The organism is Streptomyces sp. NPDC090994 (genome assembly GCF_044768905.1).
Lineage (GTDB): Bacteria > Actinomycetota > Actinomycetes > Streptomycetales > Streptomycetaceae > Streptomyces.
The window spans coordinates 86,056-110,112 of sequence record NZ_JBIVWS010000020.1 but is presented as its reverse complement, the minus strand read 5'-3'; the positions used below and the strand labels follow the sequence as shown (position 1 = coordinate 110,112).

At 72.7% G+C, this 24,057-nt stretch carries 19 protein-coding genes and 1 pseudogene; 6 read left to right on the top strand and 14 right to left on the bottom strand.

Features of this window, described 5'->3' with window-relative positions:
* Window positions 1–44 precede the first annotated feature (44 nt).
* From ACIQR3_RS30485 to ACIQR3_RS30435, 11 genes are all read right to left on the bottom strand, one after another.
* Complete coding sequence (locus ACIQR3_RS30485) at window positions 45–755, bottom strand: ABC transporter ATP-binding protein (RefSeq protein WP_403543862.1); 711 nt, start codon at window positions 753–755, stop codon at window positions 45–47.
* A complete protein-coding gene (locus ACIQR3_RS30480; RefSeq protein WP_403543883.1) occupies window positions 748–1,698 on the bottom strand; it encodes an ABC transporter ATP-binding protein in 951 nt (316 codons plus the stop codon). Before ACIQR3_RS30480 ends, ACIQR3_RS30485 begins: the two co-directional genes overlap by 8 nt.
* A 50-nt stretch (window positions 1,699–1,748) precedes the next feature.
* Window positions 1,749–2,630, bottom strand: coding sequence for an ABC transporter permease (locus tag ACIQR3_RS30475; protein WP_403543861.1), 882 nt, complete (start codon window positions 2,628–2,630; stop codon window positions 1,749–1,751).
* Window positions 2,620–3,588, bottom strand: coding sequence for an ABC transporter permease (locus ACIQR3_RS30470; protein WP_403543860.1), 969 nt, complete (start codon window positions 3,586–3,588; stop codon window positions 2,620–2,622). The genes ACIQR3_RS30475 and ACIQR3_RS30470 overlap by 11 nt, the downstream gene beginning before the upstream one ends.
* 20 nt (window positions 3,589–3,608) lie before the next feature.
* Entirely contained in the window at window positions 3,609–5,195 is a 1,587-nt protein-coding gene (locus ACIQR3_RS30465) for an ABC transporter substrate-binding protein (RefSeq protein WP_403543859.1), read from the bottom strand.
* A 96-nt stretch (window positions 5,196–5,291) separates the two neighbouring features.
* A complete protein-coding gene (locus ACIQR3_RS30460) occupies window positions 5,292–7,070 on the bottom strand; it encodes an FtsX-like permease family protein (protein ID WP_403543858.1) in 1,779 nt (592 codons plus the stop codon).
* Window position 7,071: 1 nt separating this feature from the next.
* On the bottom strand, window positions 7,072–7,875 hold the full coding sequence (locus tag ACIQR3_RS30455) for an ABC transporter ATP-binding protein (RefSeq protein ID WP_403543882.1): 804 nt from the start codon (window positions 7,873–7,875) through the stop codon (window positions 7,072–7,074).
* A 557-nt stretch (window positions 7,876–8,432) separates the two neighbouring features.
* The gene (locus ACIQR3_RS30450; RefSeq protein WP_403543857.1) at window positions 8,433–8,975 is read right to left on the bottom strand and encodes a PadR family transcriptional regulator; all 543 of its coding nucleotides are present in this window, start codon (window positions 8,973–8,975) and stop codon (window positions 8,433–8,435) included.
* A gap of 133 nt (window positions 8,976–9,108) precedes the next feature.
* Window positions 9,109–9,618: an O-acetyl-ADP-ribose deacetylase gene (locus tag ACIQR3_RS30445; protein WP_403543856.1), complete on the bottom strand. Its 510-nt coding sequence runs from the start codon at window positions 9,616–9,618 to the stop codon at window positions 9,109–9,111.
* Window positions 9,615–11,024: a phytoene desaturase family protein gene (locus ACIQR3_RS30440; RefSeq protein WP_403543855.1), complete on the bottom strand. Its 1,410-nt coding sequence runs from the start codon at window positions 11,022–11,024 to the stop codon at window positions 9,615–9,617. The genes ACIQR3_RS30445 and ACIQR3_RS30440 overlap by 4 nt, the downstream gene beginning before the upstream one ends.
* A gap of 219 nt (window positions 11,025–11,243) precedes the next feature.
* Complete coding sequence (locus tag ACIQR3_RS30435) at window positions 11,244–12,095, bottom strand: inositol monophosphatase family protein (protein ID WP_403543854.1); 852 nt, start codon at window positions 12,093–12,095, stop codon at window positions 11,244–11,246.
* A gap of 182 nt (window positions 12,096–12,277) precedes the next feature.
* Here ACIQR3_RS30435 and ACIQR3_RS30430 point away from each other — a divergent pair, with 182 nt between their 5' ends.
* The 6 genes from ACIQR3_RS30430 (at window position 12,278) to ACIQR3_RS30405 (ending at window position 18,628) form a co-directional block, all read left to right on the top strand.
* The gene (locus ACIQR3_RS30430; protein WP_403543853.1) at window positions 12,278–13,342 is read left to right on the top strand and encodes a biotin/lipoate A/B protein ligase family protein; all 1,065 of its coding nucleotides are present in this window, start codon (window positions 12,278–12,280) and stop codon (window positions 13,340–13,342) included.
* A 72-nt stretch (window positions 13,343–13,414) separates the two neighbouring features.
* The gene (locus tag ACIQR3_RS30425; protein ID WP_403543852.1) at window positions 13,415–14,155 is read left to right on the top strand and encodes a response regulator transcription factor; all 741 of its coding nucleotides are present in this window, start codon (window positions 13,415–13,417) and stop codon (window positions 14,153–14,155) included.
* Window positions 14,149–15,660, top strand: coding sequence for a sensor histidine kinase (locus tag ACIQR3_RS30420; RefSeq protein WP_403543851.1), 1,512 nt, complete (start codon window positions 14,149–14,151; stop codon window positions 15,658–15,660). The genes ACIQR3_RS30425 and ACIQR3_RS30420 overlap by 7 nt, the downstream gene beginning before the upstream one ends.
* Window positions 15,661–15,814: 154 nt before the next feature.
* Complete coding sequence (locus tag ACIQR3_RS30415; protein WP_403543850.1) at window positions 15,815–16,792, top strand: dioxygenase; 978 nt, start codon at window positions 15,815–15,817, stop codon at window positions 16,790–16,792.
* Window positions 16,793–16,934: 142 nt separating this feature from the next.
* Window positions 16,935–17,768, top strand: coding sequence for a triphosphoribosyl-dephospho-CoA synthase (locus ACIQR3_RS30410; protein ID WP_403543849.1), 834 nt, complete (start codon window positions 16,935–16,937; stop codon window positions 17,766–17,768).
* Window positions 17,769–17,962: 194 nt separating this feature from the next.
* A complete protein-coding gene (locus tag ACIQR3_RS30405) occupies window positions 17,963–18,628 on the top strand; it encodes a hypothetical protein (RefSeq protein ID WP_403543848.1) in 666 nt (221 codons plus the stop codon).
* Window positions 18,629–18,727: 99 nt separating this feature from the next.
* Here the strand turns inward: ACIQR3_RS30405 and ACIQR3_RS30400 are convergent, their stop codons facing one another.
* The 3 genes and pseudogenes from ACIQR3_RS30400 to ACIQR3_RS30390 form a co-directional block, all read right to left on the bottom strand.
* Window positions 18,728–19,723: a TIGR03842 family LLM class F420-dependent oxidoreductase gene (locus tag ACIQR3_RS30400; protein ID WP_403543847.1), complete on the bottom strand. Its 996-nt coding sequence runs from the start codon at window positions 19,721–19,723 to the stop codon at window positions 18,728–18,730.
* 11 nt (window positions 19,724–19,734) lie between these two features.
* Window positions 19,735–20,691 (bottom strand): annotated as a pseudogene (locus ACIQR3_RS30395) (amidohydrolase family protein); the annotation flags it as partial.
* Window positions 20,586–22,682, bottom strand: coding sequence for a recombinase family protein (locus ACIQR3_RS30390; RefSeq protein WP_403543881.1), 2,097 nt, complete (start codon window positions 22,680–22,682; stop codon window positions 20,586–20,588). The gene ACIQR3_RS30390 and the pseudogene ACIQR3_RS30395, both read right to left, overlap by 106 nt.
* Between the last annotated feature and the right edge of the window lie 1,375 nt (window positions 22,683–24,057).

Sequence of the window (24,057 nt, the reverse complement as noted above, 5' to 3'; positions counted from 1 at the left end):
TACTGAAACACGGTCACCCTAGGACCCCAACACAATCGAATCAATCACCCCGTCGGGCTTTGTGCGGTCCTGGGGGATGGAGGGCTGTGCTGCGTCGACTGCCCGGCCGGGCGTCCCCAGTCGACCGTGCGGTCGCACCAGCGCTCCAGCAGGACCCGGTCGTGGCCCACGGCCAGCAGGCCCGCCCCGGTGGCGGCGCGGTACTCCTCGACCACCGCGACCAGCGCGGCGGTGGTGGACGCGTCCAGCATGGCGGTCATCTCGTCGCAGACCAGCCAGCGCGGGCGCAGCACCAGGGCGCGGGCCAGGCAGGCCCGCTGGAGCTGGCCGTCGCTGACCTCGTGCGGGCGGCGGCCCAGCAGGTCGCCAGTGAGGCCGACCGTGGCGGCCAGTTCGGCGACCCGGGCGGCCAGGCCCTCGCGGCGGCCGGTGGCGCGCAGCGGTTCGGCGATCAGGTCGGCCAGCCGCAGCCGGGGGTCGGCGGAGAGCCGGGCCTGCTGGAAGACGACGCCGAAGGCGGTGCGCAGCTCGCGCGGCGCGCGGTGCCGCCAGCGGCGTACCGGCTCGCCGTCGACGACGACGGTGCCGGCGTCGGGGCGGTGCAGCAGGGCGGCGACCCGGGCGAGGGTCGACTTGCCGCAGCCGCTGGGGCCCAGCAGGCCGACCGCCTCGCCCGGCGCGACGGTCAGCGAGACGTCCCGCAGGACGGGGGCGCCCCGGGTGTATCCGGCGGTGACGGCGCGCAGTTCAAGCACGGGCGGCCTCCGGGTCGGCGGTGGTGTGCGGGTGGGGATGCGGGTGGTGGCAGGCGACCGTGCCGGACAGCTCCGGCAGCGTGCCGCAGGTGTCGGTGGCGCGGGCGCAGCGGGGGGCGAAGGCGCAGCCGGCGGGCAGGTCACCGAGTTCCGGGGGCAGGCCGGGAACGGGGGTGAACGCGCGGTCGGGCAGGGCCTGGAGCAGGCCCCGGCTGTAGGGGTGGCGGGGGCCGGGGGTGCCGAAGAAGACGTCCGCGTGGGCGAGTTCGACGATGCGGCCGGCGTACATGACGGCCACCCGGTCGGCGATGCGTTCGGCCGCCGCCAGGTCGTGGGTGATCATCAGCAGCGCCCGGCCCTCCCCCTCCGCGTCCCCGTCCGCATCGACGTGGCGGCGCAGTTCGTCGACGGTACGGTCCACCAGGTCCCGGTCGAGTCCGGTGGTCGGTTCGTCGGCGAGCAGCAGGGGCGCGTCACCGACCAGGGCGAGGGCGGTGGCGGCGCGCTGGGCGAGGCCGCCGGAGAGTTCGTGCGGGTGGCGGTCGAGGTGGCCGGCCGGGAACGCGGCGCGGGCGGCGGCGTCCTCGGCGGCGGCGCGCAGGGCGGCACGGCCCCGCAGGCCGGTGAGGGCGGCGACGGTCTCGGCCAGGTGGGAGCGGACGGTGCGGACGGGGGTGAGGTGGGCGGCGGGGCTCTGCGGGACCAGGCCGATCCGGCGGCCCCGTACGGTACGGGCGAGGGTCCGCTCGTCCGCGGTGAGCAGGTCCAGGTCGCCGAGGAGGGCGGTGCCGGCGGTCTGCGCGTTGCCGGGGAGCAGGCCCAGCAGGGCGGAGGCCAGCACGGACTTGCCGCAGCCGCTCTCGCCGATCAGGGCCAGGCACTCCCCGGCCGCCACGTCGAAGCGGACGTCGGTGACGGCGGCGATCCGCCGCCCGCCCGGCATCAGGAAGCGGACGGACAGACCGCGGACCTCCAGCACAGGGGCACGCCCGTTCACAGCATCAGCTCCGATCGCCGCCGGGGGTTGATCCGCTCCCGCCAGGCCCCGGCGAGGCCCGCGACGGCGAGGGTGGGGACGATGATGAACAGTCCCGGGAAGAGGGTGGGCCACCACTGCCCGGCGAGCAGCGAACCGCGGGCCTGCTGGATCAGGTTGCCGAGGCTGGCCATGTGGGTGGGCAGGCCGAGCCCGAGGAAGGACAGCGCCGACTCGTGCCACATGGCGTGCGGCACCATCAGTACGGCGGCCAGCGCGGCCTGCGGCAGGACGCCGGGCAGCAGGTGCCGTACCGTCACCCGCCACCGGGAGGCGCCCCCGGAGACGGCGGCGTCGATGTACGGGCGCGAGCGCAGGGAGAGCACCTCGGCGCGGACGATGCGGGCGGTGGACAGCCAGTGGGTGGAGGCGACGGAGACGACCACGGGCCACACACCCGGCCGGAACATGGCCACGATGAACACGCCGAGCAGCAGGTGGGGTACGGAGGAGAACGCGTCGACCACCCGCATCAGCGCGCGGTCGAACCAGCCGCCCAGCGCCCCGGCGGCGGCGCCGACCGCGGTGCCGACGACCGTCGCGGTCAGCGCCGCGGCCACCCCGACCAGCAGCGAGACGCGCAGCCCGTACACGCAGCGCAGCAGCAGGTCGCGGCCGACGTCGTCGGTGCCGAAGGGGTGGGTGGCGCTCGGTGGCAGGAGCTTGGCGGCGAGGTCGACGGCCTGCTGGTCGAGCCGGACGAACGGCGGTACGAGCAGCACGGCGAGGACGGTCAGGGCCAGCAGGCCGGCCGAGACGCGCAGGCGCAGGGCGCGGGTGGAGCGGCGGGCGGTGCCGTGGGACCGCCACTGTTCCAGGGCGGGGGCGTCACATGTCACTGAGCTTCACCCTCGGGTCGAAGAGTCCGTAGAGCAGGTCGGCGAGGAGGTTTCCGGCGAGGACGGCGGCGGTGGCGAGGGTGGTGAGCGCGGCGAGCAGCGGGAAGTCGACGGCGGTGGCCGCCTCGACGGTGGCCGCGGCGATGCCGGGCCAGCTGAAGACGGTCTCCACCAGCAGGGCGCCGGTGATGAGTTCGGGGACGCGGGAGCCGATCAGGGTGAGCACCGGCAGCAGCCCGGAGCGCAGGGCGTGGCCGAGCAGGACGGTGCCTTCGCCGAGGCCGCGGGCGCGGGCGCCGCGCACCGGGTCCTCCGCGAGGGCGTCGCCGACGCCCTGACGGACGTAGAGGGTGAACCAGGGGAGTTGGGAGACGGCGAGGACCCCGGCGGGCAGGACGACGTGGCCGGCGACCTGGCCGAAGGTGACCTGTTCGCTGGCGGTGTCGGTGAGGCCGCCCGCCGGGAGGAGGTCCCACTGGAGGGCGAACAGCCAGACGGCGAGCAGCGCGGTCCAGAAGACCGGGGCCGCCTCCAGGGCGTACGCGAGGGAGGTCACCGCCCGGTCGAGGAGGGAGCCGGGGCGGCGGGCGGCCAGCACGCCGAGCAGGGTGCCGGCGAGGACGGCGGCGGTGAAGGCGACCGCGCACAGCAGCGCGGACCAGGCCAGGCGTTCGCCGATGACCTGGGCCACCGGCTGCCGCAGCACGCTGGAGTGGCCGAGGTCGCCGGAGAGCGCGGAGGTCAGCCAGTGCCACCAGCGGGTGACGAACGGCTCGTCCACGCCGAGGTTGGCGCGCAGCCGGTCCAGGGTCTCCTGGTCGGCGCCGAGCGCGGCCGTGCCGGCGTACGCCTTGACGGGGTCGAACGGGGAGGCGGCGGCGATGGCGAACACGCCGAAGGTGACGACGGCCAGGACGGGGACGGCGGACAGTGCCCGCCGTCCCGTCAGCCGTGCCATCGCTCCCCAGGGGAGCGCGCTCATGCCTTGGGCCGCCAGGTCTCGATGTTCCACCAGGGGCCGCTGGCGAAGCCGTGCTCGTGCGGCTCCAGTTGGGTGGTGAGGCCCTCCCAGCGGTCGGCGAGGACGTAGAGGTGGTCGATGTGGGTGAGGAAGGTGTAACCGGGGTTCTCGACGAGCTCCTGCTGGATCGTGTCGTAGGCGGCGCGGCGTTCGTCGGGGTCCTGGCTGCGGCGGCCGGTGTCGAGGGCCTGGTCGACGGCCGGGTTGTCGTAGCGGGCCATGTTGTTGAAGCCGTCGCCGGCGAGGGAGGAGTGCAGCAGGGTGTAGAGGCCGAAGTCAGGGTCGCCGACGCTGCCGAAGCCGGCCAGGACCGCGTCGCGGCCCATCCGGGGTTCGATGACCTCCCAGGTGGCGCTCTCCACGTTCACCTCGATGCCGGCCCGCTTGGCGTCGGAGGCGTAGGCGAGGGCGTGGTCCTGGCGGACCTTGTCGCCGGAGGGGTAGTAGAGGGTGAACGCGGCGCGCTGTCCGTCCTTGGCCCGGATGCCGTCGCCGCCCGTCTTCCAGCCGGCCCGGTCGAGGATGCGGCGGGCCTCGGCGAGGTCCTGGTCGCGGGCGATGTCCTTGGTGTACCAGGGGTCGTCGGTGGGCAGCGGGCCGTACGCCGGGAGGCCGGCGCCGTCGAGGATCTTGTCGACCAGGGCCTCGCGGTCCACGGCGGCGTCCAGCGCCCGCCGGATCGCTCGGTCGCCGGTGACCGGGCCGGCCGTGGGCAGGGTGACGGCGCGGAAGTCGTAGGTCTTGGCGTCGTACGTGCGCCTGCTGTCGTCGTCCTTGAAGGTGGCGGCGAGGTTGGGCGGCAGGACGGCGCCGTCCAGGTCGCCGGAGCGCAGGCGGGTGGCGCGGACGTTGTCGTCGGCGATGATCGCCATGGTGAACGACTTCACCGCCGGTTCGCCGCCCCAGTAGTCGGGGTTGGCCTTGAAGGTGAGCTTCTCGCCCTTGCTCCACTTCACGAGCGTGTACGGTCCGGTGCCGACCGGCTCGGTGTTGAAGGAGCCGGTGTTGGGGTCCTGGCCGCCCGCGACGTGCTCGGGGACGACGGGCAGCACCGTGCGCGCGGCGAAGGCCGCGTAGGGGTACTTGAGCGTGAAGACGACCTGGTCGTCACCGCTCGCCCGGACGCTCTCGACGGCGTCCAGTTCGCTGCGGGCGGTGTTGTTGGTCTTCGGGTCGAGGATCGTCTCGTACGTGTAGACGACGTCCTCGGCGGTCAGCGGCTCGCCGTCGCTGAACTTCACGCCCTCGCGCAGGGTGTAGGTGTACGTCCGCCCGCCGTCGCCGATCTCGGGCAGCGCCTTGGCCAGCGCGGGCTTCAGCTTCAGGTCGGTGTCGCGGGCGAGCAGCCCGTCGAAGATCTTGGAGTTGCCGTCCTTGCCGTAGCCGAGCAGCGGGCTGAGGGTGTCCGGTTCGGAGGCCACCCCGATCACGACGGACTCGGCCCCGCCCTTCCCGTCGCCGCTGCCTCCCGGGGCGGAGCAGGCGCCGGCGCCCACGGCCAGTGCGGCCGCGGCGGCGGCGCCTCGTATCCGACGGGTCCTCATGTGTCCCCCTGAGCAGTTGACGCGGATGAGCTATTGCACATGAGTCGCAATTAAAGCGTCAACCGGAGGCCGGGCGCACCTGTGCCCGCCGTGACGTCAGGCGGGTCCGGCGTGCAGGGCGCGTCCGGCGGGACCCCGGGTGTGGGCCCAGGCGGGCAGGGCGGTCAGCACGCCGGCCGTCAGCAGGACGGCCGACGCGGCGAGGAGCAGCCACGACCCCGGGGGCACGATGACGACGCGGCTGAACAGGTTGTAGAGGACGAGTCCGGCCGGGGTGCCCACCGCCACCCCGAGCGCGGCGGGCAGCAGTTGGGCGGTGCACAGGGCCGTGACGACCTGGCCGGGGGTGGCGCCGAGGGTACGGGTGACGGTCAGGGCGCGCCGGGCCCGCACCGCGGTGCTCCAGCCGAGGAACACCGTGTTGAGCACGGACAGGGCCACGAGTACGTAGGTGACACCGGTCACCGTCCGGACGGTCACGATGTCCCGCAGCCCGCCGGGATGGGACAGCCCGTACTCGATCTCGACGTCGGGTACGGCGTGCAGGGTGAGCAGCGCGGTCACCATGACGCTGGTGACCCCCGCGCCCACCGTGGTCAGAACGGCGCGGCCGGGCCGGCGGGCGAGCAGCCGGACGCCGATCAGCAGCGAGGTGGGCAGGTACGCCGTCACGGCGTTCAGCCTCGGGTGCCGGACGGGCGGCTGCGCCGGGTCGGCCAGGCTGTCGACGGTGCTGGTCCGGGCGGCGCGCAGCACGGGGCCGAGCACACCGGCGCCGGCGACCACGGCGGCGAGGAGGACCGTGCCGACGACCGTGTCGGTGGCCGGCGGGCTGACGGTGTTGATCAACCCGGCGCTGGGGTCGGCCAGTTCGGGGGCGAGCAGAGACCCGGCGGTCAGCCCGAGGGCGGCGGCCAGGGCGGTCAGCAGCAGGTGCTGCGCCAGCAGTACGGCGGCGACCGCGCCGGGCGTGGCGCCGACCGCCTTGAGCAGTCCGGCCCGCCGGTCGTCGCGGCCGGCCCGCAGGGCGGTGAGTGCGGCGAGGGTGACGACCGCGGCCCCGCCCAGCAGCCAGCCGCCGACGACCAGGGCGGGCCGGGCGAACATGATGAACTTGGTGTCCTGGTCGAGGACGTCCTGCCAGGAGCGGACGTTGACCCAGTCGCCTCCCCGGTCGTCCTGCGGGAAGGCGGCGTCGGTCCACTGGGTGATCGCGGCGGGGTCCGAGAGCTTCAGGTGGATCAGATGGACACCGGGCGTGTCCCCGGCCGCCGCGCGGGTGTCGGCGGTGGTGAGCCAGACCCTGCCGCCGTAGTCGGACGTCCCGGGCCCCTGGGCCCAGTCGCTGCCCGGGTAGACGCCGGTGGCCACGCTGAGGGCGATCCCGACGACCGGGTAGTCGCGGCCGGTGAGGGTGACGCGGTCGCCGACGTCCACCCCGAGCACCTGCGCGAAGCTGCGCTCGACCACCACACCGCCGGGGCGCACCCAGGTACCGGAGGTCACCAGGGGCCGGTCCACGGCGGACGGTCCGCCGTCGCGCCCCTCGACCGCCGACCGGGCGCTGCGGCCGTGCGCGCGGACCGTGGTGTCGAAGGCGAAGACCGGGTCGGAGTGCGCGACCACACCGGGCGTCCCCGCGAGGCGTTCGGCCACGGCGGACGGGTCGGCGGCCGTCGTGATCGCCGTGACGTCGGGACCGGCGGTGGCGTCACGGGTCTTCAGGTACGCGGCGCCCACGGCGTCGTCGGTCGCCATGCCGAGGGCCAGGGAGGTGGTGGCGGCCGTGACGGCCAGCAGGAACATGACGGCCTCGCCGGGACGGCGGCGCAGGTCGCGGGCGATCAGCCGCCAGAGCAGGAGCAGGCGTCCCATGTCAGTCCTCCTCCCAGTTCAGCAGCGCGCCGAGCCCGGGGCCGCCGTGGGCGGTGTGGCCGGGGCCGGTGTGGCCGGGGCCGGTCAGGCGGGTGTCGTCGGCCGGCGCCCCGTCGCGCAGGGAGACGACGCGGTCCGCCGTGGCGGCGACGCGCTCGTCGTGGGTGACGACGACCAAGGTCTGCCCCGCGGCGCGCAGTTCACCGAAGAGGCGGAGGATGTCGTGGGTCGCGGCACTGTCCAGGTTCCCGGTGGGCTCGTCCGCGAGGACCACCAGCGGCTCGTTGACCAGGGCGCGGGCGATGGCGACCCGCTGCCGCTGCCCGCCGGACAGCTCCGCGGGCAGGTGCCGGGACCGGTCGGCGAGCCCGACCCGGTCGAGGAGGGCCGCGGCGCGGTCACGGGCGGCGCGCGGCGCGGCGCCGGCGAGCAGTGCGGGCAACTCGACGTTCTCCGCCGCGGTCAGCTCGTCCATCAGCTGGAAGTCCTGGAAGACGAAGCCGACGGCACGGCGGCGCAACCGCGCCAGCGCCCGTTCGCCGAGGTCGTCGATGCGCCGCCCGCCGAGCCAGACCTCGCCGTCGGTGGGCCGGTCGAGTCCGCCGAGCAGGTGCAGCAGCGTCGACTTGCCGCAGCCGCTGGGTCCGGTCACGGCGAGCGTCTGCCCGGCCGGGACAGCGAGGTCGACGCCGTCGACGGCCCGTACCAGGCTCTCGCCGTGCCCGTACGTCCGCGACAGCCCGACCGCGCGCAGCGCGGGCCCGGACGCGTCACCCTCCCCGGTACGGCCGCCGGCCGACCGCACGCCGGGGCTGCCGCCCGGGACCGGTCCGGTGCCGGGGGCGCCGCCCGGGCCACTGGCCGGGGTGCCGGTCGTGCCACTGGCCGGGGTGCCGCCCGGGCCACTGACCGAGGCACCGCCCAGGACACCGGCTGGCGTGCCGCCCGGGCCACTGACCGAGGCACCGCCCAGGACACCGGCTGGCGTGCCGCCCGGGCTGCTGACCGAGGCGCCGCCCAGGACACCGGCTGGCGTGCCGCCCGGGCTGCTGACCGAGGCACCGCTGTGGACCGGCCGCGGGACCGGGTCGTCAGCCGGCTCCGACCTCGCGCCCGAGCCATCACCCGGCACCCGCCCCACGCCCGAGCCACCCTCCGAGACCGGCCACGCACCCGGACCACCGCCCAGACCACCACCCGACGCCGCCCCCGCACCCGAGCCACCGCCCGACGCCGCACCCGCACCCGCACCCGCACCGCCGTCCGGGAGCGATCCCGTGACCGGCCGGTCATCCGTGCTCGTGCTCCTCCGCCGTAACCGGTCCCCGCGCCACCGGTTGCCGCCCCGCCGACCGTCTCTCGTCATCCGACCCCTCCGCCTTTCCCACGTGGGGCGCGGGCGGACCAGGTCCGCACGCACGCCTCCAACCACCGCAGATCGGCCTGCGCCCGCAGGGCGATGCCCTCCAGGAGCAGTCCGGCCTCCGAGTCCGTGTCCTGGGCGAGGACGGCGCGCTGGGTCTCGGCGAGGCCGCGCATCAGCTCCCGTCGCCGCGCCTCCACGAGCGCGAGCGGATCGGCGAGACCCGACTCCGCGGCGGCCACCAGCTTCAGGTGGAACTCCGCCACGTCCGCTCGCGGCCCGGCCCCCTCGGCCAGCCACGCGGCCACCCGCTCGTGCCCGGCAGCGGTCGGCGCGTACACCTTGCGCCGCGGGCCGCGCACCGGCACGTCCTCGCGGTCCTGGACGACCAGGCCCGCCTTTTCGAGCCGGGTGAGCGTCACGTAGACCTGACCCGCATTCAGCGTCTCCCCCAGCGGCCCGAGCGCCTCCGCCAGCCGTCTGCGCAGGTCGTACCCGTGCGACGGCTCCTTGACCAGCAGCGCCAGCACCACGTCCTGCACGGGCTGCCCTCCTCCACGACCCACATATAGATAGCGGTTATGCAATGGGGCGTCAAACGGGTGCCCCGGCAGGGGTGCGGGTCAGTCGGACGGACAGGAGAGGGACCGGCGCGCGGCCGGTCCGGTACGGCGGTCAGCCGAGGCGCGCGGCGAACGCCTCGTAGGCCCGGTCGTCGAACAGCACGAACCTGATCTCCTCGACGGCCGTGTCGGCGCCGCGCACCGCGTCCACCGCGATGCGCGCCGCGTCGTCCAGCGGCCAGCCGTACACGCCGGTCGAGATCGCCGGGAAGGCGACGGAACGGGCCCCGAGTTCGTCGGCCACCCGCAGCGACTCCCGGTAGCAGGACGCCAGCAGGGACGGATCGCCGCCGGCGGCGTCGTACACCGGGCCGACGGTGTGGATGACCCAGCGGGCGTCCAGTTCGCCCGCGGTGGTGGCGACCGCCCGGCCGGTGGGCAGGCCCCTGCCGTACCGCGAGGCACGCAGGTCGCGGCACGCGTCGAGGATCGCCGGGCCGCCCCGGCGGTGGATGGCGCCGTCGACGCCGCCGCCGCCGAGGAGGGAGGAGTTGGCCGCGTTGACGATCGCGTCGGCCCGCTGGTGCGTGATGTCGCCCTGGACCAGGGTGATGCCGGTCATGCCTGCCTCAGTCTCCGCCACACCGCTTTCGCCGCGTTGTGTCCCGACATGCCGTGTACCCCGGGACCGGGCGGAGTCGCCGACGAGCAGATGAAGACGGCCGGGTGCGGGGTGGCGTACGGGAAGAGGGACGGCTTGGGGCGCAGCAGGACCTGGAGGCCGCTGATCGCGCCGGAGGCGATGTCACCGCCGACGTAGTTGGCGTTGCGGGCGGCCAGTTCGGGCGGACCGGCGGTGGCGCGGGCGAGGACGCGGTCGCGGAAGCCGGGGGCGAAGCGCTCCAGCTGGCGTTCGATCGCGTCGGTGAGGTCACCGGTCCAGCCGTTGGGGACGTGGCCGTACGCCCAGAAGACGTGCTTGCCCTCCGGGGCGCGGGTGGGGTCGACGACGCTCGGCTGCACGGTGATCAGGAACGGCCGCTCGGGCGCGCGTCCGGCGCGGGAGGCGTCGTGCAGGGCGGTGCCGATCTCGGCGCTGTCCGCGCCGACCTGCACGGTGCCGGCGGCGCGGGCCTCGGGGGCGGTCCACGGGACGGGTCCGTCCAGCGCGTAGTCGATCTTGAAGACGCCGGGGCCGTACCGGTAGCCGTCGTAGGCCCGGCCGAAGCCCGCGATGCGGGCCAGCGCGGTGGGTGAGGTGTCGAAGACGTAGGCGCGGGCGGGCGGCAGGTCGTCCAGCCGTTTGACCTCGTAGTCGGTGTGCACCGTGCCGCCGAGGTCGGTGAGGTGGGCGGCGAGGGCGTCGGAGATCGCCTGCGAGCCGCCGCGGGCCACCGGCCAGCCGTGGGCGTGGGCGGCGAGCAGGAAGACCAGGCCGATGGCGGAGGTGGCGAGGCCGCCGAGCGGGGCCATGACGTGCGCGACGAGACCGGCCAGCAGGGTCCTGGCCCGCTCGTCGCGGAAGCGGCGCATCAGCCAGGTCGACGGGGGCAGCCCGGTGAGGCCGAAGCGGGCGAGGGTGACCGGGTCGCGGGGCAGCGCGGTCAGCGGGAGGGACATGAAGTCCCGCACCAGGGTGTCCCAGCGCGGCAGGAACGGTTCGACCAGTCTGCGGTAGGTGCCCGCGTCGCGCGGTCCCAGTGAGGCGGCGGTCTCGCCCACCGACCGGGAGAGCACGGCGGCCGAGCCGTCGGGGAACGGGTGGGCCATGGGCAGCTCGGCGTGCAGCCACTGGAGGCCGTAGCGGTCCAGGGGCAGGGCGCGGAAGGCCGGTGAGCTTGCGGCGAGCGGGTGGGCCGCGGAGCAGGGGTCGTGCCGGAAGCCGGGGAGGGTCAGCTCCTCGGTGCGGGCGCCGCCGCCCACGGTGTCGCGGGCCTCGAAGACGGCGACGGAGAAGCCGCGCCGGGCCAGCTCCACGGCGGCGGTCAGTCCGTTCGGCCCCGCACCCACCACGACCGCATCGAGCATCGACGGCACCTTCGGACCCCTTCGTCAGCCGATGGCCACTGGGACCAGGATAGGCCCAGGGTCACCGGCGGCCCCCGGCCCTGGGACACCGGCGGTCCCCGCCCCGGAGCACCGGCGGCCCCCCGCCCCCCGGGGCACCGGCGGTCCCCGCCCCGGAGCACCGGCGGTCCCCCGCCCCCCCCAGAGCACCGGCGGCCCCCGGCCCCGGGCGCGGCGGCGTCAGGCCGCGCCGCCGCCGGACAGCAGGGCGATCGTCCGCCGGGCGGTGGCCGCGTCGCGGGCGGCGGTGAATGGCAGCTCGTTGCCGCCCGTGATCCGGAACGGCTCGCCGGTCAGGGTCAGGTGGGTGCCGCCGGCCTCCTCGACGAGCAGCAGCCCGGCCGCGTGGTCCCAGGCCGCTTCCCAGCCGAACACCGTGCCGTCCAGCTCACCGCGGGCCACGGCCAGGTACTCCAGTCCGGCCGAGCCGCACGGGCGGGGTGCCATGCCGGGGACCTCCAGGGCCCGCAGGACGCGCTTCTGCTCGTCCGTGGTGAAGTCCGGGTGGGAGGTGGCGATCCGCAGGTCGTGGCCGGGCTCGGACGGACCGGCGTACAGCCGCTCGCCGTCCAGGAAGGCGCCCTTGCCCCGTATCGCCGTGGCGAACTGGTCGCGGGCCGGCGCGTGGGTCCAGGAGGCGAGCAGTTCGCCGTGGCGGGCGAGGGCGACCAGGGTGCAGAAGCCGCTGTCGCCGTGGACGAACTGCCGGGTGCCGTCGACGGGGTCGACGATCCACACCGGCGCGTCGCCGCGCAGCGCCTCGTAACTGACCGGGTTGGCGTGCACCGCTTCCTCGCCGACGACGACCGAGCCGGGCAGCAGGGCGACCAGCGCCTCGGTGAGGTACGTCTCCGCGTCGCGGTCGGCGTCCGTCACCAGGTCGTGCGGCCCGGTCTTCTCGTCCACCTCGTGGGCGGCCAGCCGCCGCCAGCGCGGCATGACCTCCTGCGCGGCCGCCTTGCGGACGGCCTCCTCCACGTCGTCGGCGTGCCGGGCGAGAAACTCGTCGATGGTTTCGTTGTTCTCGATCATGCGTCCATGAGAGCACGCGCCACTGACAATCCCCACCGCGGTGGCGTACTCCAGGTGGAATCGGGACGAACATGCGGCACGCGCCGCCGCCCGCACGCCACCGCTCCGCGAGCGACGACCGCGCGGACCGGTGATCGTGCCGCGCGTTACCGTGTATCCGGAAAACGGCAAATGGAGGAAAGATGCACGGGGAGTACAAGGTCCCGGGCGGCAAGCTGGTCGTCGTCGACCTCGACGTGGCCGACGGCGCGCTGCGCGACGTCCGGGTGTCGGGCGACTTCTTCCTGGAGCCCGACGAGGCCCTGCCCGCCATCGACCGGGCCCTCGAAGGCGCCGCGGCCGAGACCGACACCGCCGGCCTCGCCGCCCGCGTCGACGCCGCCCTGCCCGAGGGCACGGTCATGTACGGCCTCACGTCGGAGGGCGTGGCCGTGGCGGTGCGCCGTGCGCTGGCCAGGGCGACGGACTGGACCGACCACGACTGGCAGCTCATCCACGACGAACCCCAGTCCCCCGCCCTGCACATGGCCCTCGACGAGGTGCTCACCGCCGAGGTCGCCGCCGGCCGCCGCGGCCCCACCCTCCGGGTGTGGGAGTGGGCCCAGCCGTCGGTCATCATCGGCAGCTTCCAGTCCCTGCGCAACGAGGTCGACCCCGAGGGAGCCGCCCGCCACGGCATCACCGTGGTGCGCCGCATCTCCGGCGGCGGCGCCATGTTCGTGGAGGTCGGCAACAGCATCACGTACTCGCTGTCCGTGCCCGCGTCCCTCGTCTCGGGACTGTCCTTCGCCGAGTCCTACGCCTACCTGGACGACTGGGTGCTCGGCGCCTTCGCCGACATGGGCATCAAGGCCTGGTACCAGCCGCTCAACGACATCGCCACCGAGGCCGGCAAGGTCGGCGGCGCCGCCCAGAAGCGCATGGTCGCCACCGACGGCGGCCCCGGTGCCGTCCTGCACCACGTCACCATGAGCTACGACATCGACGCCGACAAGATGCTCGAAGTGCTGCGCATCGGCAAGGAGAAGATGTCGGACAAGGGCACCAGGAGCGCCAAGAAGCGCGTCGACCCCCTCCGCCGCCAGACCGGTCTGCCCCGTGAGGCCGTCATCGAGCGGATGCTCACCTCCTTCCGCAACCGCTACGGCCTGACCGAGGGCCGTGTCACCGAGGAGGAGGCGGCCCGCGCGAAGGAGCTGGCCGAGTCCAAGTTCAGCAGCCCGGAGTGGACGGCCCGGGTGCCCTGACCCCTGCCGCGGCCGCCCCGCCCGTCCTGGTCCTCACAGGTCCGGGACAGGATCGGGTCGGACCATGAGGGCATGGATGCGAAGGGTGCCGCTCAGGACAGCCCCGTACGGGTACTGATCGTCGACGACGAACCGGAGCTGTCCGCACTGCTGTCCGCCGCCGTCGCCGACGCCGGCTGGCAGCCGTACACCGCCGGGAACGGGCACGGCGCGGTCCGGCTCGCGCGGGCGTGCGCGCCGGACGCCGTGGTCCTGGACTGGATGCTGCCCGACCTCGACGGTCTGCACGTACTGCGGCTGCTGCGGCACGACAACGACCGGCTGCCCGTCCTCATGCTCACCGCCCGTGACGCCCTCGCCCACCGGCTGGACGGTCTGTCGGCGGGGGCCGACGACTATGTGACCAAGCCGTTCGCCCTGGAAGAGGTGATGCTGCGGCTGCGCGGGCTGCTGCGCCGCGCCGGGGCCGGGACGGCCGCCGAGCCGCCCGCCGCGCAGGAGGCCGTGCGGCGACTGGGCGACCTGGTGCTGTCGGAGCACAGCCGGGAGGCGTGGCGCGGCGGGACGCCGGTGAAGCTCACCACCAAGGAGTTCGACCTGCTGTGGTTCCTCATGGGCAGCCCCCGGCAGGTGTTCAGCAAGGCACAGCTCCTCGATCACATCTGGAACAGCTCGTTCGACGGTGCGGGCAATCTGATCGAGGTGTACGTCTACAGCCTGCGGTCGAAGATCGACAAGGGGCGGGCGCCGATGATCCACACGGTGCGGGGCCTCGGCTACACGCTCCGGCCGGCGGACGACGGGACATGCTGAGCCGGCGTGACCGCGATCCCGCACAGCCCCGCGCGCGCGGCCGGTCCCTGCGGACCCGGCTGGTCGTCTTCATGTCCGCGGTGCTGGTCCTCGTCTGCGGTACGACGGCCGCGGCGACCGCGCTCGTCCAGCAGCAACTGCTGCTGCGGGACCTGGACGAGCAGGTCGCCGAGGCCGCCGAACGCAGCCGGCAGGTGGTCGACCGGTACCCCGACGGTCCCCGGCGGCGGGGCGCCCCCAAGGTCCGCGGCGAGACCGCCGGGACGGTCGCCGCCCGGTTCGACGGGAACGGCGACGTCGTCACCGCCACGGTGATCGCCGACGACGGGTACCCGCGGTTCCTCTCGGCCGCGCAGCGCGCCGCCGTGGCCGAGGTCGCCGCGGACGGCAAGCCGCACACCCGGACCCTCCCCGGGCTCGGCGACTACCGGCTGACCGTGCTCACGGACGGCAAGGTGCCGGTGCTCGTCGGCCTGCCCATGGCCGACGTGCAGCGGGTGACCCGCGCTCTGATGGCGGTCGAGGCGGTGATCGCCGCGGCGGGGCTCACCCTCGCCGGCACGGTCTGCGCGGTCGTGGTCCGGCGCAAGCTGCGCCCGCTCGGCCGGGTCGCCGCCACCGCCGCCGAGGCGGCCCGGGTGCCGCTGGACCGCGGCGAGGTGACCGGGCTGCGCCGGGTCCCCGAGGCGGACACCGATCCCGGTACGGAGGCCGGTCAGGTGGGCCTCGCCCTCAACCGGCTGATCGAGCACGTGGAGAAGTCCCTCGTCGAGCGGCAGCGCACGGAGGAGCGCATGCGCCGCTTCCTCGCCGACGCCAGCCACGAACTGCGTACCCCGCTCGCCTCGATCACGGGATACGCGCAGCTCATGGCGGGCGGAACCGAGCGGATCACACCGGAGCTGGCCTGGCAGCGGATCACCGCGCAGTCGGCCCGGATGACCGGGCTCGTGGACGATCTGCTGCTGCTCGCCCGTCTCGACGAGGGCCGTCCGCTGTCCATGACGGAGGTGAACGTCGCGACCCTGGTGGCCGAGTCGGTCTGGGACGCCCGTGCCGCCGGCGGCGAGCGGTCGTGGCGGGTGTTCCTGCGCCTCGACGCCTCCGTGACCGTCACCGGCGACCAGGCCCGGCTCCAGCAGGTGCTGGCCAACCTGCTGGGCAACGCCCGTGCGCACACCCCCGCCGGCACGGAGATCACGGTGACCGCGGAGGCCACGGACACGCACTGCGCCGTCCGCGTCCACGACGACGGTCCCGGTATTCCCGGCGCGCTCCTCCCCCTGGTCTTCGAGCGCTTCACCCGCGCCGACGCCTCCCGGTCCCGGGCCGGCGACCGGAAGGACGGGGCCGGGCTGGGTCTCGCCATCGCCGCCGCGATCACCCGGGCGCACGGCGGCCGGCTCGACGTGCGCAGCGCACCGGGCGACACCGAGTTCACGGTGACGCTGCCACGGGCACGGCCCACCTCCCCCGAGCCCGCCACACACCGCCGCGAACTTTAAGCTTCCTTACATACGCGCAGGTCACGGGAGGTGTGCGCGGGTCGTCGGGTGCCGGATCGCCGTCCGTTTCAGTTTCGTTTCAGGTGGGCGCACAAAGGTGAGCCGCCCCGGCCGGTCGCAGGGGACCGGCCCCCCACGAAGGGAACAGACGGCGATGCCTCAGCAAGACCCGAAGCACGAGAAGAGCACCACCTCCCGGCGGCAGGTGCTCGTGGCCGGCGGTGCCGCGGTGGCCGTGGTCGGCGCCGGGGGCGTCCTGGCCTCCACCGCCTTCGCGGACGACTCGTCGCAGGAGACGCGGAGCACGGACTCCAGCGACGCCGAGTCCTGCTACCGGCTCAGCTCGGAGGCGATCGAGGGGCCGTACTACATCGACGCCGACAAGATCCGCACGGACATCACCGAGGACCGGGAGGGCATCCCGATGACCCTCACCATCAAGGTGATCGACTCCGTCACGTGCACACCGGTGCGGAACGCGGCGGTCGACATCTGGCACTGCGACGCGCTGGGCGTCTACTCCGGCTACGAGTCCGTCGGCACGGGCGGCGGCATGCCCTCCGGCGCCCCCTCCGGCGCCCCCTCCGGCGCCCCTTCCGGCACCCCGACCGGCACCCCCACCGCCATGCCGACGGACGGCGGTGGCGGTGGCGGTGGCATGCACGTGGAACCCACCGACGACGAGCGCTACCTGCGCGGCACCTGGCGCACCGACCGCCAGGGCAAGGTCCGCTTCACCACCGTCTTCCCGGGCTGGTACCAGGGCCGGGCCGTGCACATCCACACCAAGGTGCACGTGGACGGGACGTGGACCGACGACGGTTACGAGGGCGGGCACACCTGCCACACCGGCCAGTTCTACTTCGAGGAGGCGGCCGTCCTGGACTCCGCCGAGGTGGAGCCGTACTCGACCAGCACGACCCCCCGCACCACCCTCACCGAGGACACGATCTACGACCAGAGCGGCGCCGCGGGCGGCCTACTCACCCTGCGGTACGACAAGAAGAAGATCTCCAAGGGTGTCGCCGCGTCGATCACGGTGGGTGTGGACCCGGACGCCACCCATGACGGTGACGACGCCGTCATGCCCGGCGCCTCCGCCTCGTCGGCCTCGCCGTCCGCGTCTTCGTAGCGGGCAGCGCTGACGGCCGACCGCTCGCCGCCGGTGGGCCACCGGCGGCGAGCGGGAACCGCCCCGCGCCACTCCCGCAGCCCCCTGCCCCCTTCGCCTCCCCCGGCAGTCCCCCGTCTTCATCTCCCCCCCGGCAGGCGCCATGACCGACCCCCGCGACGCCGTACTCGCCGACACCGCGGTGTCGGCCCTGACCGCACAGCTCGTCCTGACCCCGAAACCCGGTCTGCCCGACCTCCGTGATCTCACGGCACGCACCACCCGCGCCGACCACCGGGCCCTGCGCTGGTCGGCGAAGGCCCTCGCCCCCGGCCTCACGGCGATGGCCGCCGCGGCCCGCCGCACCGGGCGGCCCACCGCCCCGCTGCGCGCGGAACTCGGCTCGATCGGCCGGTGCGCCGAGCACTCGCTCCGTCTGGCGGGCGGTGGTCACCGCGGCGCTCTGTGGACCCTCGGCCTGCTGGTGGCGAGCGCCGCGCTCGACCCGTCCGCGACGGGCGAGGGGATCACGGAGACCGCGAAGCGCATCGTCGCGCACACCGACCGCACAGCGCCCCTGAGGGCGACGCGCGGTTCGGCGATGGCGGTGAAGTACGGCGCGGCCGGTGCGCGCGGGGAGGCCCGTGCGGGCTTTCCCCATGTGCGCCGCGCGCTCACGGCGCTGGCCGCGGCCCGGGCGGCGGGTGCCACCGAGGCGCAGGCACGCCTGGACGCCCTGCTGACCGTGATGTCGTCCCTGCGCGACAGCGAACTGCTCTACGTGGCCGGGCCGCTCGGCCTGCGCCAGGTCCACGCCGGTGCCCGCGCCGTCCTGGAGGCCGGCGGCACCGCGGCCCCGGCGGGCGCCGAGGCACTCACCGCCCTCGACACCGACCTCCACCGCCGCGGCTGGAGCCCCCGCGGCAGCGCCGGCATCCTGGCGGGGGCGCTCTTCCTGGACGCCCTGCCCACGCGCGCCGGGACGTACGGGTCCTGACGGCCCGTCCGGCGTCGTGCCGGGGGCGTGGCCGGCCGCGGCGCGGGACGTCGTACCGCCTTCCGCCAGGCCGCTGTGTCACCGGCCGGCCACGCACCGAGTTCGCCCTTCCGCCCCACAGGGAGACATGTGACACTGTCGTCCCGTCCGCTGTGCGGACCCCTCTCCGCACCGTCCCCCACGAGAAGTGCGCCGTGCCTTCGCTACCCCTGCCGCTCGCCCTCACCGCGCGCCTGGCCCCGGTCGCCGTGCTCGCCACGGCGGGCTGGGCACTGTCGTCGCCGTCCGACACCACCTCGGCCGCCGGGCCCGAGGCGACGGCGACCGCGTCCGGGACACCGACCGCCTCCGCTGCCGCGACCCAGGCGGCGACGAAGACGTACGCCACCGCCCCCGACCCCTGCACCGGCCTGGCGAAGAAGACGATCACCTCGCTGGTGCCGGGCGCCAAGACGGCCGGCAAGGAGATCGCCTCCACCGACGCCGACGTCCGCCGCACCTGTTCGTGGAACGCGCTCAAGGGGTACGACTACCGCTGGCTCGACGTCTCCTACGAGGTGACCGAGTCGGACGAGGCGGCCGAGGAGGCGTACGAGGAGCGGCTCACCGACAAGAGCGGCGGCGGCGCGGTCGAGGGGCTCGGGGACGCGGCGTACTCGGTCGTGAACCTCACCACCGAGGACAAGCAGCAGACCCGGGAGGGCACCGTGGTGGTCCGTACCGCCAACGCCCTGGTGGTCATCACCTACAACGGCAGCGACTTCGAGTCGAAGAAGGCGCCCGACACCGACACCATCAACAAGGGCGCCATCAAGGCCGCCAAGGAAGCCCTGGCCTCCCTGGCGGACGGTCAGGGCTGAACCCGGGGCGGTACGCGGGCGGCGTCCGCGCCAGGTGCGGCGGGGCCCGGACCGGCCGTCCCTTCCGGCCACCACCCGCGTCCGCCGCGGCACACCAGGTCAGAGCGCGGGGACGATTCCGGTGCCGTAGGCGTCGATGGTGGTCTCCTGGGCGTCGTGCATGGCGTAGAGGGCGAACTGGTCGACGCCGATCGCACGCAGTTCGCGGAGCCTGGCGAGGTGGGCGTCGACGGGGCCCAGCACGCAGAAGCGGTCGACGATCTCGTCCGGGACGAAATCGGTGGACCGGTTCCCGGTCCGGCCGTGGTGGCTGTAGTCGTAGCCCTCGCGCTCCTTGATGTACGAGGTGAGATCCTCGGGCACCAGCCCGGAGCGCTCGCCGTACCGGCCGACCAGGTCGGCGACGTGGTTGCCGACCATGCCGCCGAACCACCGGCACTGCTCGCGCGCGTGCGCCAGGTCGTCGCCGACGTACGCGGGCGCGGCGACGCAGATGGTGATCGAGGCGGGGTCGCGGCCGGCCTCCTCGGCGGCCCCGCGCACCGCGTCGACCATCCACCGCGTCAGGAAGGGGTCGGCGAGCTGGAGGATGAACCCGTCGGCCTTCCGCCCGGCCAGGGCGAGGGCCTTCGGGCCGTACGCCGCCATCCAGACGGGGAGCCGGCCCTCCGTCACCCAGGGGATGCGGACCGGTGTGCCGTCGACGAGCGCCTCGCGGCCCTCGGCCAGGTCGCGGATGACGTCGATCGCCTCACCGAGGCGGGCGAGGGTGTCGGGCCTGCGGCCCGCGACGCGCATGGCGGAGTCGCCCCGGCCGATGCCGCACACGGTGCGGTTGCCGAACATGTCGTTGAGGGTGGCGAAGGTCGAGGCGGTCACTTCCCAGCTCCGGGTGCCCGGGTTGGTGACCATCGGGCCGACGATCAGCTTCCGGGTGTGTTCGAGGATCTGGCTGTAGATGACGAAGGGCTCCTGCCACAGCACGGCGGAGTCGAAGGTCCAGCCGTAGCGGAAGCCGTTGCGCTCCGCGCGCCGCATGAGTCCGACGACCCGCGAGGCGGGACGGTCGGTCTGCAGGACGAGTCCGAAGTCCATGGCCGGGGCTCCTAGTTCAGGTACTGGCAGGTGGATCGCGGCGTGTACGCGCCGTGTCCGGCCCGGCCGACGAAGCGGCGGTCCGCGATGACCGGTTCGCCGCGGGAGAGGACGGTCTCGACCCGTCCGGTGACCCGCTTGCCCTCGTACGCCGAGTAGTCGACGTTCATGTGGTGGGTCTGGGCCGAGATGACCTGCTCGGTGTGCGGGTCGTAGATCACGATGTCGGCGTCGGCGCCCGGGGCGATGGTGCCCTTCTTCGGATAGAGGCCGAACATCCGGGCCGGGGTGGCGCAGGCGATCTCGATCCAGCGCCGGCGGCTGATGTGTCCGTCGACGACGGCCTGGTGCAGGAGGTCCATGCGGTTCTCCACGCCCGGCAGGCCGTTGGGGATCTTGGAGAAGTCGCCGCGGCCCAGCTCCTTCTGCCCGGTGAAGCAGAAGGGGCAGTGGTCGGTGGAGACGACCTGGAGGTCGTTGGTGCGCAGGCCCCGCCACAGTGCCGCCTGGTGCTCGCGCGGCCTCAGCGGCGTACTGCACACGTACTTGGCGCCTTCGAACCCGGGCTCGGCGAGGTTGTCGGTGGACAGGAAGAGGTACTGCGGGCAGGTCTCGCCGAAGACGTCGAGGCCCTTGTCACGGGCGGCGGCGATCTCGGCGACGGCCTCCTCGGCCGACACGTGGACGACGTACAGCGGGGCACCGCCCGCGACCCGGGCGAGCTGGACGGCGCGGTGCGTGGCCTCCGCCTCCAGCAGCACCTTGCGGACCTCGCCGTGGTGGCGGGGGTCGGTCTCGCCGCGGGCCAGGGCCTGTTCGACGAGGACGTCGATGGCGATGCCGTTCTCGGCGTGCATCATGATCAGGCCGCCGTTGCCGGCGGCCCGCTGCATGGCGCGCAGGATCTTGCCGTCGTCCGAGTAGAAGACCCCGGGGTACGCCATGAACAGCTTGATGTTCGTTCCGCCGCACCGTCACACGTAGCCTGGCCATCATCGCAGGTCAAACGCGGTTCGGGCAGGGTTGTGAGGTCAGGGTCGAAGGTGCCGCTGATGTCGAGGTCAGGAAGGACGTACAAGGGGGGCACCGGAGTCCCGTCGTAGTCGCCGAGGGCACGTACCGCGGCCTCCCACGCGCCGTCCTTCAGATACCCCAGGGCCCGCTGGTAGATACTGTTGGGCCGGTGCCCCTGCAGGACCTCATCAGGAAGGTCCTTCCACTGCACGCCATGACGCACCTTGTAGAGGGATGCCTCAAACGCGACTCGGGGCGGAACTATTCGGGTCTTCTTCTTCGGAGCCGGAAAGCACCCTTCGATCCGCCGCCAATCATCATCCGTCAGCTGCGGAGGCACTAGCATCTCCCGCTCCTGGAACCATCCCTCGAACGGGCAGCCAGCGTTGCGCACCATCCCCGGCACATGACTCGTAACACGGACCTCGATATCCACGAGGTCAAGCAGCTCCAGGCGTTCAGTGAACTCCAGCACGCCAAGCCGAGGGGTCACGTCAAGGGCCTGATCGATAACTTCGGCAACCCGCGCCTCACGCTGCTCAACCTCTAGGAGGCGCTCAGCGGCATCAGCCCTAAGGTCACGAAGCCGCCGCTCCTTACTCTGCAAGTCCCTTTTCACCTCCTCAATGGATGCTTTGATTTCGAGCTCCACCTCGGCGTCCCCGTCTTCATCCGTTGCCATGGCTTCAGCCAAGGCAACGAGCTTCCTCTTCCGCATACGCTGGCTGCGCTCCAGCTCATCATCGAGGGCCGCGAGACGCGCCTCGTACTCCTCCACCTCGCCGGGAACGTCTCCAAGCCACTCCTCGGCGAGAGCGCGCAACTTCTCATGGTCCCCGAGCGTGCGTGTGACCTCTCGCCACACCACCTCCTCCAGGGGGCCAGCGAGGATTTCCTGACAGTCGCACGGCGGATCGGAACGGCGTCCCGTGCACCGGTACGAGGTCCTCCCCCGCGCTTCGCGATGGGCGCCAATGTAGTGGGCACCACAGAGCGCGGTCACGCGTCGAGACAGTAGGTAGTCCTTGTGGTTCTCCTTGGTAAACGAGCGCCGAGCAAGCGCCTTCCTCACCTCCCGAACTCGAGAGGCCGGCAAGGGCACAGGCACCGGGATGTGGACAGTCTCGCCGTAGAGCGGATTTCCGTCGGGGTCGAGACGCACAGAGCCTCGCCCGCTCTCAACGTTGCGATAGATGATGTATCCGTCCAACGCCGTCTGCATCCACGTCCGGATCAGATTCGCACCAGTCCAAGGCAGCCCCCGCGCGGTCAAGTGCCCCAGCGCATTGAGGGCCACAGCGGCTTCCTCAGCTGGAAGCAGGTCGTCTGCGAGAAGACGAGCCGATACTTCAAGAATCCGGACCCCACTCTCACGAAGAGTGGGGGGCCCGTTCACGCCCTTTTTGGGCAGCTCCAGCCAGAACGGAGCGACACCCCCAGGCCACCCGCCTTGGGCGAGCTTCTTCTCACGCCCTCCCATCGTTCGATCGAGGATCATGGCGTGTTCCAGCTCTGCCATGTAGGCCAGGAGGCTGAGCTGGATGCCGAACATCTCATCTTCGCTGTCGATCCGACCGTCCGCGGTCGCAACGCGGACCTCGCCCCCGTCGACAACTTCGATGTCCGTGGTGTCGTAGACCCAGCGATGGATGTCGCGCATCGTCCGACCAATACGGTCAAGCTTGCCAAAGATCACGAGGTCGTAGCGCAGGGCCGCCAGGTCTGCGTTCAGGGCATCGAGGTCCGGCCGGCGGGCCAGCTTTCCCGAAATACCTCCGTCCGTGTAGACCTCGTAGACATAGGAATCCTTCCCCAGTTTGTAGTCCAACCAGGCAAGGCACTCGTCAAGCTGCACCTCAAGCCCGTAGCCCTTGAGCTGCTTTACGGTGGATACGCGCAGGTAGATGGCGACACGGATTTTTCGCGATCGCCTAGGCAGCACCATCTTGCGCATATTCGAAGTTGCCTCCATTTTCCGGGCAGAAGGTTGACATTTAGACAGATGACGCGAGAGTTCACCTGCCGTAGCCCATTTCGCTAACGGCCAGGACTCCCACTCCGAGGACCACCGGAACAAAAGAGCAATGCCGCGAGACGCCGACGTTCGGCTGGAGTGAGAGTGCGTGGCACCCAACGGATTCTTATTGAGGACCCCTGGACAACATGCCCATGCGTATGCGTTTCCTTCATCATGAATATCCTCGGTTCACGGCGCACAGCAGCGCCTGCGATGGAGGCCAGCCATTGCGGCACTGCTCGACGATTACGAGCCTCGCCGCAGCATATGGTCGGCCTTCTGGGACCGATGGCCGGCCTCATCGCACGGCGACATCGGGGTTCACGTCAGCTCCACCGCCAAGTGCTGCCAACGCGAACACATCCATGGTCTTCGGATTCGCCGGTTAGGCTAACCGGCGATTCTGCGCTATGTTGCGTCCCCCGTCGGGCGGCCGAGGCCGGCCGAAGGCCGGCCACTCATTGGGGCGCAAGCCTGTCCGGGCTCTGGGCGCGCTGTCCGAGGCGACCGTCAGCGGACCGTCGCCCGCGAACCGGGCCAAATTCGCTGTGATGCAGCGCTCGAGAGTCCCGAGCGCCTGTGTGACTTGCCGGGTTGGGGCGCCGGGATGCCGTGCCGCGTGTGCCTGTCGACGGTCTCCCCTTTGAGGTCGGTTACTTTTGCTCCCGTGTGTGCAGTTGAGTAATTTCGGAAACCCTGATCATCGCCGATAACGAGCACACTCCGACCTAGTATTTTGCGAGACGTTGTACGTTGACATAGCTGTAGCGCAGCCATCCAGTCTTTTGGCATTCTTTCTTGTCTGCCGTCGGCGAATGCCTCGCTGACGGTGTCATTGCCTCGTAGCAACAGTGCAGGCGAGAGGGGTGCTCGTGGCAATGCGGGGACCGTTGACGCTCGAGGAGCGCGAGGAGCCTCACTCCACAAGAAGCCTTGCGACGAGCCCTGACCGAAGGTGTTGCTTCAACGAGTTGACACCCCCGGCTCGTGCCGATGGCGTCCCGCCCGGTGGTGTAGCCGATCAAGGGGCCGGAGTTCGCAGGTCAAGTTCGGTGATCCCGCCAGCCGGGGTGTCCAACTCGCCTCAGCAGGGTGCCTCGTTGTCCGTCGCCTACGCGGAGATCGCCAGGGCCTCGTACCGGAATGCGTAACGCTTGATCCCCTACACCACCAAACGGCAACGCCAATGCGTTACTGACTTCAGCTCGTCAGGGTGAATCTTGACGAAGTCCCTGATGGGGCTGGAGCGGTGGCTGTATCCCGTGGTGTGTGAGGTATGCGGATGGGGGCGGGCTGACCGCTG

What these genes read in the sequence shown, in the direction of transcription:
- ACIQR3_RS30420 (WP_403543851.1), top strand. Translation starts at nt 14,149, where the DNA reads ATGCTGAGCCGGCGTGACCGCGATCCCGCACAGCCCCGCGCGCGCGGC.
- ACIQR3_RS30460 (WP_403543858.1), bottom strand. Translation starts at nt 7,070, where the DNA reads ATGGGACGCCTGCTCCTGCTCTGGCGGCTGATCGCCCGCGACCTGCGC.
- ACIQR3_RS30430 (WP_403543853.1), top strand. Translation starts at nt 12,278, where the DNA reads ATGCACGGGGAGTACAAGGTCCCGGGCGGCAAGCTGGTCGTCGTCGAC.
- ACIQR3_RS30390 (WP_403543881.1), bottom strand. Translation starts at nt 22,682, where the DNA reads ATGGTGCTGCCTAGGCGATCGCGAAAAATCCGTGTCGCCATCTACCTG.
- ACIQR3_RS30440 (WP_403543855.1), bottom strand. Translation starts at nt 11,024, where the DNA reads ATGCTCGATGCGGTCGTGGTGGGTGCGGGGCCGAACGGACTGACCGCC.
- ACIQR3_RS30415 (WP_403543850.1), top strand. Translation starts at nt 15,815, where the DNA reads ATGCCTCAGCAAGACCCGAAGCACGAGAAGAGCACCACCTCCCGGCGG.
- ACIQR3_RS30435 (WP_403543854.1), bottom strand. Translation starts at nt 12,095, where the DNA reads ATGATCGAGAACAACGAAACCATCGACGAGTTTCTCGCCCGGCACGCC.
- ACIQR3_RS30425 (WP_403543852.1), top strand. Translation starts at nt 13,415, where the DNA reads ATGGATGCGAAGGGTGCCGCTCAGGACAGCCCCGTACGGGTACTGATC.
- ACIQR3_RS30400 (WP_403543847.1), bottom strand. Translation starts at nt 19,723, where the DNA reads ATGGACTTCGGACTCGTCCTGCAGACCGACCGTCCCGCCTCGCGGGTC.
- ACIQR3_RS30445 (WP_403543856.1), bottom strand. Translation starts at nt 9,618, where the DNA reads ATGACCGGCATCACCCTGGTCCAGGGCGACATCACGCACCAGCGGGCC.
- ACIQR3_RS30410 (WP_403543849.1), top strand. Translation starts at nt 16,935, where the DNA reads ATGACCGACCCCCGCGACGCCGTACTCGCCGACACCGCGGTGTCGGCC.
- ACIQR3_RS30465 (WP_403543859.1), bottom strand. Translation starts at nt 5,195, where the DNA reads ATGAGGACCCGTCGGATACGAGGCGCCGCCGCCGCGGCCGCACTGGCC.
- ACIQR3_RS30470 (WP_403543860.1), bottom strand. Translation starts at nt 3,588, where the DNA reads ATGGCACGGCTGACGGGACGGCGGGCACTGTCCGCCGTCCCCGTCCTG.
- ACIQR3_RS30480 (WP_403543883.1), bottom strand. Translation starts at nt 1,698, where the DNA reads ATGCCGGGCGGGCGGCGGATCGCCGCCGTCACCGACGTCCGCTTCGAC.